14 protein-coding genes are annotated in these 13,358 nt (G+C 66.0%); 3 read left to right on the top strand and 11 right to left on the bottom strand.

The genetic code is table 11. The features are described 5' to 3' along the window. Positions 1-72 precede the first annotated feature (72 nt). Together AB7E83_RS13015 and AB7E83_RS13010 are read left to right on the top strand one after the other, a co-directional pair. On the top strand, positions 73-543 hold the full coding sequence (locus tag AB7E83_RS13015) for a phosphatidylglycerophosphatase A family protein (protein WP_428570105.1): 471 nt from the start codon (positions 73-75) through the stop codon (positions 541-543). Next, complete coding sequence (locus tag AB7E83_RS13010) at positions 540-1,028, top strand: CinA family protein (protein ID WP_428570068.1); 489 nt, start codon at positions 540-542, stop codon at positions 1,026-1,028. The genes AB7E83_RS13015 and AB7E83_RS13010 overlap by 4 nt, the downstream gene beginning before the upstream one ends. Here AB7E83_RS13010 and AB7E83_RS13005 read toward each other — a convergent pair. From AB7E83_RS13005 to argS, 8 genes are all read right to left on the bottom strand, one after another. Then, positions 1,022-1,429: a putative toxin-antitoxin system toxin component, PIN family gene (locus tag AB7E83_RS13005; RefSeq protein ID WP_428570066.1), complete on the bottom strand. Its 408-nt coding sequence runs from the start codon at positions 1,427-1,429 to the stop codon at positions 1,022-1,024. The two genes, AB7E83_RS13010 and AB7E83_RS13005, sit on opposite strands and share 7 nt — an antisense overlap. Continuing rightward, the gene (locus AB7E83_RS13000; RefSeq protein ID WP_428570103.1) at positions 1,410-2,627 is read right to left on the bottom strand and encodes a THUMP domain-containing class I SAM-dependent RNA methyltransferase; all 1,218 of its coding nucleotides are present in this window, start codon (positions 2,625-2,627) and stop codon (positions 1,410-1,412) included. Before AB7E83_RS13000 ends, AB7E83_RS13005 begins: the two co-directional genes overlap by 20 nt. Further along, the gene (locus AB7E83_RS12995; RefSeq protein ID WP_428570064.1) at positions 2,624-4,135 is read right to left on the bottom strand and encodes an RNA polymerase factor sigma-54; all 1,512 of its coding nucleotides are present in this window, start codon (positions 4,133-4,135) and stop codon (positions 2,624-2,626) included. Before AB7E83_RS12995 ends, AB7E83_RS13000 begins: the two co-directional genes overlap by 4 nt. Positions 4,136-4,220: 85 nt before the next feature. After that, positions 4,221-5,015: an LPS export ABC transporter ATP-binding protein gene (gene lptB / locus AB7E83_RS12990; protein ID WP_428570062.1), complete on the bottom strand. Its 795-nt coding sequence runs from the start codon at positions 5,013-5,015 to the stop codon at positions 4,221-4,223. Beyond that, entirely contained in the window at positions 5,015-5,626 is a 612-nt protein-coding gene (lptA, locus tag AB7E83_RS12985; protein WP_428570060.1) for a lipopolysaccharide transport periplasmic protein LptA, read from the bottom strand. The genes lptB and lptA overlap by 1 nt, the downstream gene beginning before the upstream one ends. A gap of 130 nt (positions 5,627-5,756) precedes the next feature. Continuing rightward, positions 5,757-6,407: a thiol:disulfide interchange protein DsbA/DsbL gene (locus AB7E83_RS12980; RefSeq protein ID WP_428570058.1), complete on the bottom strand. Its 651-nt coding sequence runs from the start codon at positions 6,405-6,407 to the stop codon at positions 5,757-5,759. 60 nt (positions 6,408-6,467) lie between these two features. Further along, on the bottom strand, positions 6,468-7,169 hold the full coding sequence (locus AB7E83_RS12975; RefSeq protein ID WP_428570057.1) for an SPOR domain-containing protein: 702 nt from the start codon (positions 7,167-7,169) through the stop codon (positions 6,468-6,470). A 2-nt stretch (positions 7,170-7,171) separates the two neighbouring features. Beyond that, complete coding sequence (argS, locus tag AB7E83_RS12970; RefSeq protein ID WP_428570055.1) at positions 7,172-8,845, bottom strand: arginine--tRNA ligase; 1,674 nt, start codon at positions 8,843-8,845, stop codon at positions 7,172-7,174. Between the two features lie 95 nt (positions 8,846-8,940). Between argS and AB7E83_RS12965 the strand changes: the two genes are divergently transcribed. Further along, on the top strand, positions 8,941-9,228 hold the full coding sequence (locus AB7E83_RS12965; RefSeq protein ID WP_428570053.1) for a PsiF family protein: 288 nt from the start codon (positions 8,941-8,943) through the stop codon (positions 9,226-9,228). A gap of 34 nt (positions 9,229-9,262) precedes the next feature. Here AB7E83_RS12965 and AB7E83_RS12960 read toward each other — a convergent pair whose 3' ends face one another. The 3 genes from AB7E83_RS12960 to AB7E83_RS12950 form a co-directional block, all read right to left on the bottom strand. After that, a complete protein-coding gene (locus AB7E83_RS12960) occupies positions 9,263-9,715 on the bottom strand; it encodes a DUF2214 family protein (protein WP_428570052.1) in 453 nt (150 codons plus the stop codon). Continuing rightward, complete coding sequence (locus tag AB7E83_RS12955; RefSeq protein WP_428570101.1) at positions 9,712-10,647, bottom strand: LysR family transcriptional regulator; 936 nt, start codon at positions 10,645-10,647, stop codon at positions 9,712-9,714. The genes AB7E83_RS12960 and AB7E83_RS12955 overlap by 4 nt, the downstream gene beginning before the upstream one ends. Before the next feature lie 91 nt (positions 10,648-10,738). Further along, entirely contained in the window at positions 10,739-13,351 is a 2,613-nt protein-coding gene (locus AB7E83_RS12950; RefSeq protein WP_428570050.1) for an AAA family ATPase, read from the bottom strand. Positions 13,352-13,358 lie beyond the last annotated feature (7 nt).

Here is a 13,358-nt window from a genome sequence, read left to right as displayed (position 1 = left end):
ACCCCACGAACCAGAGTGAGCACCCTCTCTCCCCGCCTCGCACCCACCGTCGTGCGGCCCACCGCGCGCTTCATGCTGTCGCACCCCGCGCACATCGTCGCGCTCGGCTTCGGCTCGGGACTCGCGCGATTCGCGCCGGGCACTTGCGGCACGCTGTGGGCCTGGGTCGCTTACCTCGCGATGCAGCGCTGGCTCTCGCCCTCCACCATCGGCTGGGTCATCGTCGCGTCCATCGCCATCGGGTGGTGGGCCTGCATGGTCACCGCGAAGAACATGAAAGTGCTCGACCCCGTTCACATCGTGTGGGACGAGGTCGTTTCGTTCTGGATCGTCCTGTGGCTCCTGATGCCCGCGACGTGGGACGCGCAGCTTGCGGCCTTCGTGCTGTTCCGCTTCCTCGACGCGGTGAAGCCCGGCCCCATCGCCTGGGCCGACAGCCTCTTCCACAGCTTCGGCTGGCGCGGCGCCTTCGGGATCCTGTTCGACGACCTGATGGCGGCGTTCTGCACGCTCTTTCTCATTGCCGCATGGAGATTCCTATGAACATCGACGGGCTTTGCGAAGCGCTGGCGGCGCGTCTTCAACAACGCGGCTGGATGATGGCCACGGCCGAGAGCTGCACCGGCGGCCTGATTGCCGCGGCCTGCACGGGGCTTTCGGGCTCCAGCAACTGGTTCGAGCGCGGTTTCGTCACGTACTCGAATGCGGCCAAGAACGAACTGCTGGGCGTGGACGCGGCGGCCATCGCGCAGCACGGCGCGGTGAGCGAAGTCGTCGCGCGCGCGATGGCCTTCGGCGCGGTGAGGCATTCGAAGGCGCGCGTGAGCGTCGCGGTGACGGGCGTGGCGGGGCCCACGGGGGGCAGCGCGCAGAAGCCGGTGGGCACGGTGTGGTTCGGCTTCATGGTCGACGGCGTGCTCACGAGCGAGACGCGCCGCTTCGACGGCGACCGCGCGGGCGTGCGCCAGGCGACGGTGCGGCACGCGCTCGAACGCCTGCTCGCGCTCGTGGAGGCGGCGCCTCAGTAGATCGCCGCCACCGAGGGGCAGCCGAGGCTTGCCAGCTTGCTCTTCATCCTCAGCACCTCGCGGTCCTTGCTGACCAGGATGGCGGCATGCGCCACCGCGAGGTCGATGAATTTCTGGTCGTCCGGGTCCCGGCACAGCGCCGGTGCGACGGCCGCGTCTTGCGCGATCTCGGCGTGCCGGTCGAAAGCTTCGAGCACCCCCTCGGCCTTCAATTCGTACTGGAGGAGCCGCCGCACGATGTGCGGATAGGCGAGCACGCGCGACAGCTCCTCGCGCATCGGCGCGGTCGCGAGCCAGCGCACGCTGCGCTCGACGAGGCATGCCCGCAACCGCGCCGTGCGCACGTCCGCGAACATGAACGCGTCGAGCACGACGTTGGTGTCAATGACGATCGGCTGCATGGTCCGGGCCGCGCGCGGAGCCGGCCACCATGTCGAAGCGGAACAGCCGGCACTCGATCGGTCCGTTCCACAGCGGCACGCGCCGCGACTCCTTCAGCCGCATGCGCGAGGGCAGCTTGAGGTCGGGCGTGAGCATCCACGCCGTCCAGCCCGCGTAGTTCTTTTTCCAGTGCGCCGCGAGCTGCGCGAAGAAGTCTCCGCCGTCCTCCGTCTGCGCCCGCTCGCGTCCGCCGCGGCCCGCACCCGCGACGCCGCCCGCTTCGATGCGCTCGCCATACGGCGGATTCAGCAGCATCGTCGCCGGCGCATCGCAGGGCGGCATGCGCTGCAGGGCGTCGCCGCCGCGCAGTTGCACGGCCTGCGCGACGCCGGCGCGTTCGGCGTTGCGCTGCGCGAAATCGACCATGCGGTGCGCGACGTCGCTGCCGAAGATCGGCACGGCGGGTGCGCGCTTCGCCGCGGCAGCCTCGGCCTTCAGCGAGGCCCATTCGCCCGCGCGATGCACCAGCAGGTTCTCGAAGCCGAATCGCCGCTTCGCGCCGGGCGCGATGTTGCAGGCGATCTGCGCGGCTTCGATGGCGATGGTGCCGCTGCCGCAGCAGGGGTCGTACAGCGGCACGGTCGCGTCCCAGCCGCTCGCGGCCAGCATGGCGGCGGCCAGCGTCTCCTTCAGCGGCGCCTCGCCCTTGTCCTCGCGCCAGCCGCGCTTGAACAGCGGCTCGCCCGAGGTGTCGATATAGAGCGTGACGGCCTCGGCCGCCAGGTGCGCGAACACGCGCGCATCGGGCCAGCGGACCTCGACATCCGGGCGAACGCCGGTCTTCTCGCGGAAGCGATCCGCCACCGCATCCTTGATCTTCAGGGCCGCGAAGTTGAGGCTCTTGAGCGGGCTCTGGTGCGACGTGATCTCGATCTTGAAGGTCTGGCGCGTGGTGAACCAGTCCTCCCAGGGCACGGCCATCGCGACCTCGTAGAGCTCCGCTTCCGTCCGGTAAGGCGCATGCGCGACCTCGATCAGCACGCGCTGGGCGAGTCGGCTGTGCAGGTTCAGCCTCATGACGTCGGCGCCACTGCCGTCGGTGACGATCGCGCCGCCGCGCGCCTTCGCGGGCGCGCAGCCAGTGATGCGCGCGACCTCGTCGGCAAGAAAGTCCTCGACGCCGCCGGCGCAGGGCAGGAAGAGCGTCAGCATGGTCAGAGCGCCTTTCTCAAACTCGCGGGCGCGATGCGCAAGGCATCGCGGTACTTGGCCACCGTGCGCCGCGCGCACTCGATGCCCTGCTCCTTCAGCATGTCGGAGATCTGGCTGTCGGACAAGGGTTTCTTCGTGCTCTCGGCAGCCACGAACTGCTTGATGAGCGCCCGCACCGCGGTGCTCGACGCGTTGCCGCCGGTTTCCGTGCCGAGCGCGGAGCCGAAGAAGTATTTCAGCTCGAACGTGCCGTAGGGCGTCGACATGTATTTCGCGGTCGTCACGCGCGAGATCGTCGACTCGTGCAGGCCCAGTTCGTCGGCGATCTCGCGCAGCACGAGCGGGCGCATCGCGAGCTCGCCATGCACGAAGAAGTTTCGCTGCCGCTCGACGATCGCCGAGGACACGCGCAGGATCGTGTCGAAGCGCTGCTGGATGTTCTTGATGAACCAGCGCGCTTCCTGCAGCCGCTGCTGCAGCGCCTGGTGGCCCTCGCCCTTGTGCGCCTTCAGTGCGCCCGCGTAGACGTCGTGGACGCGCAGCCGCGGCATCACGTCCGGGTTGAGCTGCACGCGAAATCGCACCTGCGAGCCGCGGCCGACCGAGGTCACCAGGACGTCGGGCACGACGATGTTGCGCTCGACGTTCACGAAGCGCCGCCCGGGCTTGGGCTCCAGTCGCGTGATGAGCGCGATGGCCGCCTTCACCTGCGCCTCGCCCTGCCCGCACAAGGACGCGAGCTTCTTCACGTCGCGCTTGGCAAGCAGTTCGATCGGCTGCGCGCAGATCGCGAGCGCCGCAGTGCGCCCGTCGTCGTCGATGGTGTCGTCGTCGGCGAGCGCGCGCAGTTGCAGCCGCAGGCACTCGCCCAGGTCGCGCGCGCCCACGCCGGTCGGCTCGAGGCTTTGCAGGAGGCCCAGCGCCACCGTGAACCGGTGCGTGAGCTCCTCCTGCTCCTCGAGGTCGTGCGGCGCGAGGCCCGCCGCCATCGCGTCCAGCGGCTCCTCCAGGTAGCCGTCGTCGTTCAGCGATTCGATCAGGTAGCGCAGGGCCACGCGGTCTTCCTGACCGAGCCGCAGCGACAGCGCCTGGCGGTGCAGGTGATCCTGCAGCGTCTCGCCGCCGCGCGCGAGCTCGGTCGCATCGACGTTGTCGTCCTCGCCGTTCACGCGCTTCGCGGGCGCCTCGCCGCCCCATTCGCCATCGTCCGGCACGACCTCGGTGCTGCCGTCGCCGTCCCAGCTTTGGTCGTCGTCGTGCGCGGCTGCCTCGGGCTCCGCGCCGACCGCATCGTGCTGGCCGTCGTCGCTCGCGGCCGGCGCGTCCAACTGCTTGATGCCGAATTCCTCCGGCGCGTCTTCCGGATTCAGCTCGAGGAAGGGGTTGTCGTCGAGCATCTGCTCGACTTCCTGCGCGAGCTCGAGCGTCGACAACTGCAGCAGCCGGATCGACTGCTGCAGTTGCGGCGTCAAGGCCAGGTGCTGCGACACCCGAAGGGAAAGCCCCTGCTTCACGTGAGTTACGACCTTGGGGAATCGGCTACTTGAGCGCCGCCGGGGGCAGCGGACCTCGCGCAGCGGGGGAGCGTGGGGGCCACATTCACATCCGGAAGTGTTCGCCGAGATAGACGCGGCGGACGTCGGCGTTGTTCACGATGTCGGAGGGCGTGCCCTGCGCCAGCACGCGCCCCTCGCTGATGATGTAGGCGTGGTCGCAGATGCCCAGGGTCTCGCGCACGTTGTGATCGGTGATGAGCACGCCGATGCCGCGCGACTTGAGGAAGCTGATGATCCGCTGGATCTCGATCACGGCGATGGGGTCGATGCCGGCGAAGGGTTCGTCGAGCAGGATGAACCGCGGCTGTGTCGCGAGCGCACGCGCGATCTCCACGCGCCGACGCTCGCCGCCCGACAGCGCCATGGCCGGCGAGTCCCGCAGGTGATCGACGCGCAGGTCCTGCAACAGCGCGTCGAGCCTGCGCTGGATCTCGTGGCGCGGGAGCGACCGGCCGTCGTCGCCGCGCTGCAACTCGAGCACGGCACGGACGTTCTCCTCCACGTTCAGCTTGCGGAAGATCGAGGCTTCCTGCGGAAGATAGGAGAGGCCCAGGCGCGAACGGCGATGAATCGGCATGTGCTCGACCGACTGCCCGTCGATGCCGATCTCGCCGTCGTCCGCGCGCACGAGGCCCACGATCATGTAGAACGAGGTGGTCTTGCCCGCGCCATTGGGTCCGAGCAGCCCGACGACCTCGCCCTTGTCGACCGCGAGCGACACGTCATGCACCACGGTGCGGCTGCCGTACGACTTGCGCAGGTGCCGCGCCTCGAGGCGGCTCTTCGCTGTCGACGCCGTCTCGGCCGGGGAGACGCCCGCCGCTTCCGCATCCCCCATCAACGCGACTCCACGCTCGTGCTGGGACGCAGGCGCGCGGGCGACTGGGGCGTCACCGCGGGCGCCGACGCGCTCGCCCGGGGTGCGAGCGTCGCGCGCACGCGGCCGCCCGGGCTGGACGGCGCGCCGCCGACCGGGCCGCCGTCGACGTTGAAGACGTCCGTCGTGTTGTCGTAGGTGATGAGGCTGCCGGTGATTTCGTCGTTCACCGTCGAGCCGCGCAGGCGCCGCAGTTCGGCGCGGCCGATGAACTTCACGCGGTCGGCGCGGCCGTCGTATTCGATGGTCTGCGCCTCGCCCTCGATGTACTCATCGAGTCCCTCGCGCTTTTGCCGGTAGTAGGCCTGCTTGCCCGGCTCCGCCGTGACGAGGCCGAACTGGAAACCCTCGGGGTCCTGCCGCACCTCGACCTTGGCGCCGCGGATCAGGATGGTGCCCTTGGTGAGCACCACGCGTCCGGTGAAGACGCTCGTCTGCCGGATGTCGTCGTGCTTCAGCGTGTCCGCCTCCACGTTCATCGGCTTCGCGCGGTCCGCGCGCTCGGCACTGGCCGGGAAGGCGGACACCGCGAGCGCGGCGAGCAGCAGGAGCGGGGCGTAGGAAGGTTTCATATGAGGCACGAATCTTGCTGGGAAGTATACCCACAAGACCTGCCGTCATTCCCGCGAAGGCGGGAATCCAGGGCCTGCATGCGAGCCCTGGAGGAGCCCGGGGTCCCCGCCTTGGCGGGGACGACAAAAGTCAGCGGGCCTTGCGCGCCTCGGCCACCAGGTAGTCGGTCACCTGGAGCGCCTTGTCCATGTTGCCGGCCATGCTGCCGTCGGTGTACCAGCGGCCATTGATGCCCAGCGCGGGAACGCCCTCCACCTTGAAAGCCTCCTGCAACTGGTGCGCGCGGCGCGCCTTCGACTGCACCGAGAACGAGTTGTAGAGCTCCTGCACCTTGGCCTTGTCCAGGCCGTTCTTCTCGGCCCAGGCGAGGATCAGGTTCTCCTTGTCGGTCGGCTCCTTGCGCACATGGATCGCCTCGAACACCTTCGGGTGCAGGTCGTCCAGCCGGTTCATGGCCTCGAGCACGTAGAACAGGCGCTGCTGCGGCACGAAGTCGTCGCGGAAGGCGACCGGCACCCGCTTGATCACGACGTCGGCCGGCTGCTTCTTGATCCAGTTGACCAGGCGCGGCTCGAACGCGTTGCAGTGCGGACAGCTGTACCAGAAGAACTCGATGACCTCGATCTTGCCGGCGCCGGCCTCGGTGGCCACGGGCTTGTCCAGCTTCTTGTACTGGTTGCCCTCTTCGGGCCTGCTTTGCGCCCAGACGCCCGCGGGCAAGCCCAGGGCGGCGGAGCCCACCAATGCCGCGGTTGCGGCGGAAAACTCGCGTCGATCCATCGATTCTTTCTCCTTGACGGGGGTCTGAGCGTCGGGCAAGGGCAAAGGTTCCGGCCCGGCTCAGCGCTGCACGCGCACCAGCGCGGTCTCGAAGCCCCCGGCCTCGAGTTTTTCCTTGCTGCGGTCGGCCTCGTCCTTCTTGTCGAACGGACCGACCCGCACGCGCCAGACCTGCCGGCCCGACTGCTCGCGTTCGGTGACGCGCGCCTCGATGCCCATGAGCGACAGCTTGGCGCGCTGCGCCTCGGCGTCGTCGGCCGTACGGAAGGCTCCGGCCTGCACGAAATACATGAACGGCTCGCCGCCGCCGCCTCCGCCGATCGAGGTGCTGCCGGCGCGCGCGGCCGCGAGCTCGCCCAGCGGATCGGACGAAGGCTTCGCGGCGGCCACGGGCGGACGCGAGGCGCTGGCGGCGACCGCGGGCTTGTCCGCCTTCGCGTCCTTCGCGTCCTTGTCCTTGGCATCCTTGTCGGGGACGGCCGCTGTCGCGGGTGCGGATGCACCGGGCGCGACCGTGGCCGGGGCCGGCGGCAGGGCGCGCGCCGGATTCTTGCCGTGCAGCGGTGCGTTCGGGTCCCAGTTCTGGTTCTTCCGCGTTTCGGCGGCGTCCTGCTCCGCGGTGCGCGCCGTGCCCTTGTTCAGGAAGGGGATGGGCACCTTGGTGACGTAGACCGCCACCGCCAGGGCGGCGGCGAGTCCGAGCACGACGCCGATGATGACGCCGACGACCGTATTGCCGCGTTGGTGTTTCTTCAGTTGCATCGCTACATCTTTTCGGGCGCGCTCACGCCCAGCTGGGCCAGGCCATTCTGCAACACCTGCGCGCAAGCCGCCACGAGGGCAAGCCGGGCGCGTTTCAGGGTCTCGTCGTCCACCAGGATCCGTTCGCTGTCGTAGTAGCTGTGATAGGCCGCGGCCAGCTCGCGCAGGTAGAAGGTCACGTCGTGCGGCGCGAAATCGGCCGCCGCGGCGGTGAGCATCTCCGGGTACTTCGCGAGCTGCAGCATCAGGTTCAACGCGGCGGGGCTGTCCAGCGCCGACAGGTCGGCCGAGGCGAGTTGCGCGCGGTCGCCGCCCCAGGTCGCCAGCACCGAGCAGATGCGCGCATGCGCGTACTGCACGTAATAGACCGGGTTGTCGTTGTTCTTCGCGAGCGCGAGGTCGACGTCGAACACGTATTCGGTGTCGGGCTTGCGCGACAGCAGGAAGAAGCGCACGGCGTCCTTGCTGGTCCACTCGATGAGGTCGCGCAGCGTGACGTAGCTGCCCGAGCGCTTGGAGATCTTGACCTCGACGCCGCCGCGCAGCACCCGCACCATCGTGTGCAGCACGTAGTCGGGGTAGCCCTCGGGAATGCCGACGTTCGCCGCCTGCAGGCCGGCGCGAACCCGCGCGATCGTGCCGTGGTGGTCGGTGCCCTGGATGTTGACGACCTTGCCGAAGCCTCGCTCCCACTTGGTGATGTGATACGCGACGTCGGGCACGAAGTAGGTGTACGTGCCGTCGGACTTGCGCATCACGCGGTCCTTGTCGTCGCCGTAGTCGGTCGACTTCAGCCACAGCGCGCCGTCCTGCTCGTAGGTCTTGCCGGCCTCCACGAGCCGCCGCACGGCGCCGTCGACCCGGCCGCTCGTGTACAGGCTCGATTCGAGGTAGTAGTTGTCGAAGCGGACGGCGAAGGCCTGCAGGTCGAGGTCCTGCTCGTGCCGCAGGTAGGCCACGGCGAACTGGCGGATGCCGTCGAAATCGTCCACGTCGCCGCTGGCCGTGAATTCGCGGTCGTCCGATTTCACGGTCTTCTTCGCGATGAAGTCGTCCGCGATGTCCTGGATGTAGTCACCCTGGTAGGAGTCCTCGGGCCAGGCCGCGTCGCCGGGCTTCACGCCCTCCAGGCGCAGCTGCGTCGAGCGCGCGAGCGTCTCGATCTGCACGCCGGCGTCGTTGTAATAGAACTCGCGGTGGACGTCCCAGCCCTGCGTGGCGTAGAGGTTGCAGATCGCATCGCCCAGCGCCGCCTGGCGGCCGTGGCCGACGTGCAACGGTCCGGTCGGGTTCGCGGAGACGAATTCGACCATCATCTTCCGGCCCTGCGCGGGCTGACGGCCGAAGGCTGCGCCCTGCGCCAGCACTTCCTTCACCACCTCCTGCTTGGCCTGCGGCTTCAGGCGAATGTTGATGAAGCCGGGGCCGGCGATCTCGATCGCATCGACCCACCGGCCGAAGGCCTCGGTCCCCAGCAGCGCGGTGCGCAGCGCCTCGGCTACCTGGCGGGGGTTCTGCTTCAGCGGCTTGGCCAGCTGCATCGCCGCCGTGCAGGCGAGGTCGCCGTGCGCCGCCGCCTTGGGCGACTCGAAGGCGGCACGGCCGGCGGAGCCGGGCAGCAGCGTGTCCAGCGCGGCGGAGAGGGCGCCGAGCAGTTGTTGTTTCACCAGAAGCATGGCTTCGATTTTACCGGCGGGCCTTGCATATGACGTCCGGGCGTCACACACTGCACGGCAGAAGTAGCAGTTCCCAACGCAGTAGGAGTAGCAGTATGCGCAAGACCGTGATCCTGGCCGCCCTCGGCCTCGCCCTGTCCATCGCCACCGGCGCGCAAGCCGCCGACGAGAAGAACAAGCAGCAGACCAAGATGGCGACCTGCAACAAGGACGCCGGCGACAAGAAGGGCGACGAGCGCAAGAAGTTCATGTCGGACTGCCTGAAGGCCGACAAGAAGATGACCCAGCAGGACAAGATGAAGGCTTGCAACGTCGACGCCAAGGACAAGAAGGGCGACGAGCGCAAGAAGTTCATGTCCGAGTGCCTGAAGACGAAGGCCTGACGGCCTGAGCTTCCCCCCGGCGGGGAAACCGGGTCTACGCGCCGAAACCGCGCGCCAGGAACACCGCCGGCAAGGGCACGATCGCGATCAGGTGCGCCTGGACCATGACCAGGCGCCGGACGTGGCGCACCTCATGCGCGGGGGGCAGGCTGCCCTGCGCGTGCAACGCGCGCCGCCAGCGCAGGATCTGCACCGTCGGCGGGATGGACAGCAGCGCCACGACCGCGAACATCCCGATCTTCACGTACAGCAAGGTGTTGGCGAGATACCAGCCGTGCCCCTTCGCGCCCATGTACACGCGCGCGATGCCGGTCGCCAGCACGACGAGCGCTGAGATGCCGTAGACAATGTCGACCTTCCCGAGCCGCTCCACGACCGCGGTAGACATCCACTCGTTGCGGCACAGCGCCGCCTCGCTGGTGAGGAACACCACCATCGTGAGGATGGCGAGCAGGTGCGCGTAGGCGAGCAGTGCTTCCTGGGTCATGGCGTCGGATGGTTCCAGAACTGGGGTTGGGCGTACGCGTGCTTGAGGAAATCGATCCACAGCCGCACGCGCAGCGGCAGGTGCTTGCGCTGGGGGAAGACGGCGTAGATGCCGTTGGGCGGCGCGGCGAAATCGGCCAGCACTTCGACGAGCTGGCCCGAGGCGATGGCGTGCTCGACCTCCCAGGTGCTGCGCCAGGCGATGCCGACGCCGGTCACGCACCAGTCGTGCAGCACCTGGCCATCGGAGCAATCGAGCGAGCCGGAGGGCTTCACATGCATCGGTTGCCCGTTGTCCGTCCCGTCGCTGGCCGGCACGCGGAACGCCCAGCCGCGCGTCTGCGAAGCTTCGCTGGAGAGCGCCAGGCAGTCGTGATGCGCAAGCTCGGACGGATGCTTCGGCGTGCCGCGCTCGCGCAGGTAGGCAGGTGCGGCCACGCACATGCGGCGGTTGTCGGCCAGCCGCGCGCTCACGAGCGACGAGTCGGGGAAGTCGCCCACGCGCACCGCGCAGTCGTAGCCCTCGGCGGCGAGGTCGACGACGCGGTCGCTCAGGTTGAGCGAGAAGGTCACTTCGGGGTGCAGCACGCGGAATTTCGGCACCAGCGGCGCGACGTGGCGGCGGCCGAAACCGGCCGGCGCCGTCACCCGCAGGTGGCCGCTCGCCTTCACGCCGCCCGCGCTGACGCTCGCTTCGGCATTCGCGAGGTCGGCGAGGAGACGCTGGCAGTCCTCGAGGAAAGCGCTGCCCTCGTGCGTGAGCGTGATGCGCCGCGTGGTGCGCACGAGCAGTTTCACGCCCAGGCGCTCTTCCAGCGCGTCGAGCCGCCGGCCGATGATGGCCGGCGCGACCCCCTCGGCGCGCGCGGCGGCGGTCAGGCTGCCGCGGCTGGCGACGGAGGCGAAGGACTCGAGTTGCTTCAGCTTGTCCACGCGCGCGATCTGGCGAGTGCCCACCTTGACTGTTCTGACTTACGGAGCGCAGGTTGGCCGCACCGAATTTGCTGGCTACCTTCCAGTAACCTCATTCTTTCCCATCTTCCTCACGCTTCTTCCTTACGTACTTCATCCCGAGACCCGCCTTGTATAGTTGGCGTGCCCGTAGCTCGCCGGGATAGCCTGCCCTGGCTTCGAACATGCCGATCTTCTGCATGCTAGTTAGAGAGCGCCGAACCGCATCTTCCGAAACATTTGCTCTCCGAGCCAAAACAGGGATGATTCCCTCAACGGAAAAAGGTGTTTGAAGGCCGTCGAAAGCTGCAATCAGGCGATCCACCGCAGATTTATTGGCATCGATATCGGACTCGATGATTAAGAACGAATAGAGTTCTGTCCTGACATCACTAATAAACGAACGCGACGCTTGATCATAGGCAAGCAGCACGCTCTTGCTGGACAGTCGACCGTCGACTAGTTCAGGGCTTGATTTTTCGCCGGCATTGTTCGCCAGCGTCCTAAGGAATCCATCGAACAATCTCGGATAGAAGGCCGAATCAGCGCCAGCATCCCCGCCCGCGTCCGAAAAGTATGAAGCAAAGAAAGTGGTTGTCTTCAATCGATTGCGTTCGAGACCGGCGGGAAAGATCTCCAAAAGCAGAGATTCCGAATCATCATCAGGCAAAGCCCCGCGCGATATGCTATCGGCTTTCTCTTCAATCCGTTCGCAGACATTAGCAAAGTGCTGCTTAAACCAAGGTAGATCCACTATGCGCGCGAGCGCGAAGTTGAGAATGGTGGTCTTGTTCCAATGCAGATAGAGCGCTGAACCTTCAATTTGCTGCTCGACGTTCTCTGCCGCTCCGATCGCGAGATCGGTTCGCAAGAGAAGTCGAATCGTAAGGAACTTGGAGTACGCCCTATCGAATTGCACCGCCGCCAGGAAGCGGAAGAGGGCTTCGACAAAGGAGCGGAGATCACTGGCGGGTACTGCCGTCTCCACTCCGTCAATTACGAAAACGCGTCTTTCAGTGCGACGTGCGATGTCCTGTGGGACGGAACGCGGGGGAGTAGAACGACCAGTTCCTAGTAACTCGACCTGATCTTGAATTGCCTTTTCCAGCGCTGCAGCATCTTTGGTAGTAAGCGTAGAAAGCGCCGCTCTCAACAGCAACCACCAAAAATTCTCAAAGTTGCGGTTGCATGCTGACAGTAATAATTGGAAACTGCCGCTTGCACTGGGCAGCCCGCCAGCACGCGAATCGTTTGCGACTAGCAGCGGCTCGGCGAGACCCTGATCTACAAGCTCAGTTAAAAGCCTGGTCTTTCCGGTCCCTTTTCGGCCAAATACGTACGTATAAGGGCTGTCTTGGCTAAACAGCTTTGCAAGTCCTGGCGTCAAAATGAACTTGCCATCATCCGTTGAACCGCTGCTTGTCAGCGTGGTGGTTTGCTGCATCGGAGCGGAGACGTTCCCGCTCAGTCCTAACACCGAACGCAGTTGACCGATCGCTTCGCGGGTAGCTGTCGACATTTCAGTCGGGCTCGGTTGCTGTCCGTCGACGAAATTTTGATCGTGCTTCCAGAAGACCCAGTAGAGATCTAGGTCTTGAGGATCAATCGCCTCGCTTGTCTGCATTGCATCGGCGATCTTGCTGAGGAGTCCCTCAATAAATCTTGCACTTTGCGTGCGCGCGTCTTTTGCTGACTTCTTTGGATCGAGTGAAAAACTAACAAAAGCCCCCGGCGACTCTGGGTCATGAGCCAGCAATGTATCCAGCAACCTCGAATCCAAGATGTGGCGAGCCATTCCGTCCGGTCGGACAAAAATCACTGCGGGCCCTGGCCACGCTTCCATAATGGGTAGCACGGATGGCGCTAGTCCGGTCCGATGATCAAACAGCACAATGTCGTATCGCGCCGAGTCGGGTGCAAGCGCTTGTCGCCGAAGCTCCGTGACTGCCAGTTGTAGCACTGCCGCATCAAGTGAAGCGTTAAGCAGGAACGCCGCGAAATCCATGTCAAAGCGGGCCGCGACCGGCCGCGCGGATACTAGGTCAACGTATCCTGCGACAGACACCCCCACATATGTTCGCGAGAGCGGGACAAGTTTTGTCCCCGGCGTCGCAAGGCCCATCAAAGTCGCACCGATGTCCGTAGCTCCAACGCCGAGCATCGCGTCCAAGGACGGGGCCTCAAGATCGGCATCGACGGCCAAGACGCGGTAACCCGCGTCAGCAAGTACTTTGGCCAGCGCTAGCAAAACTGTTGATCGGCCCTGCCCCCCCTTGTATCCGTAAAAGTGAACTGCCTTGACAGTACGCCGGTCGGCCCTGGTGGCATGCACTGCATCGAGCTGATTGAGTACATTTACGCGATGAGCAACCGCCGATGCAGCGCGAGGTGCAAACGCGCTCAGCCAGCTAGTTCCACTCTGGCTTGAACTCAGGAAACCAAACTGAGTCTCACGCTCCTTTTGCGTAACAATGACCAACTCGACCATAGGGCTTGCCAGGACCAGTTCTACCTCAGCCTTTGAAAACCCGAAGGCCCTACAAAATTCGGACAATCGGGCATCAGCGGCCCAACCATCAAACGAATCGCTGATGCATAGGATATACAGCGTCGGATGCGCGTACTCTATCTCGATCACGAAGCTCCCTGTCTTCGCAATGGACTCAATGAACTCAGATATCGTCATGGCCGGA

The sequence above is a fragment of the Ramlibacter sp. genome, from assembly GCF_050250995.1.
Taxonomy (GTDB): domain Bacteria; phylum Pseudomonadota; class Gammaproteobacteria; order Burkholderiales; family Burkholderiaceae_C; genus Ramlibacter.
The sequence above is the reverse complement of the archived record's forward strand: the minus strand, read 5'-3'. Positions and strand labels throughout refer to the sequence as shown.

Bases quoted from the DNA above. Each gene is read 5' to 3' on its own strand.
- AB7E83_RS13005 (WP_428570066.1), bottom strand. From the start codon at position 1,429: ATGCAGCCGATCGTCATTGACACCAACGTCGTGCTCGACGCGTTCATG.
- AB7E83_RS12975 (WP_428570057.1), bottom strand. From the start codon at position 7,169: ATGCAACTGAAGAAACACCAACGCGGCAATACGGTCGTCGGCGTCATC.
- AB7E83_RS12965 (WP_428570053.1), top strand. From the start codon at position 8,941: ATGCGCAAGACCGTGATCCTGGCCGCCCTCGGCCTCGCCCTGTCCATC.
- AB7E83_RS12980 (WP_428570058.1), bottom strand. From the start codon at position 6,407: ATGGATCGACGCGAGTTTTCCGCCGCAACCGCGGCATTGGTGGGCTCC.
- AB7E83_RS13015 (WP_428570105.1), top strand. From the start codon at position 73: ATGCTGTCGCACCCCGCGCACATCGTCGCGCTCGGCTTCGGCTCGGGA.
- AB7E83_RS12950 (WP_428570050.1), bottom strand. From the start codon at position 13,351: ATGACGATATCTGAGTTCATTGAGTCCATTGCGAAGACAGGGAGCTTC.
- lptB (WP_428570062.1), bottom strand. From the start codon at position 5,015: ATGGGGGATGCGGAAGCGGCGGGCGTCTCCCCGGCCGAGACGGCGTCG.
- lptA (WP_428570060.1), bottom strand. From the start codon at position 5,626: ATGAAACCTTCCTACGCCCCGCTCCTGCTGCTCGCCGCGCTCGCGGTG.
- argS (WP_428570055.1), bottom strand. From the start codon at position 8,845: ATGCTTCTGGTGAAACAACAACTGCTCGGCGCCCTCTCCGCCGCGCTG.
- AB7E83_RS12960 (WP_428570052.1), bottom strand. From the start codon at position 9,715: ATGACCCAGGAAGCACTGCTCGCCTACGCGCACCTGCTCGCCATCCTC.
- AB7E83_RS13010 (WP_428570068.1), top strand. From the start codon at position 540: ATGAACATCGACGGGCTTTGCGAAGCGCTGGCGGCGCGTCTTCAACAA.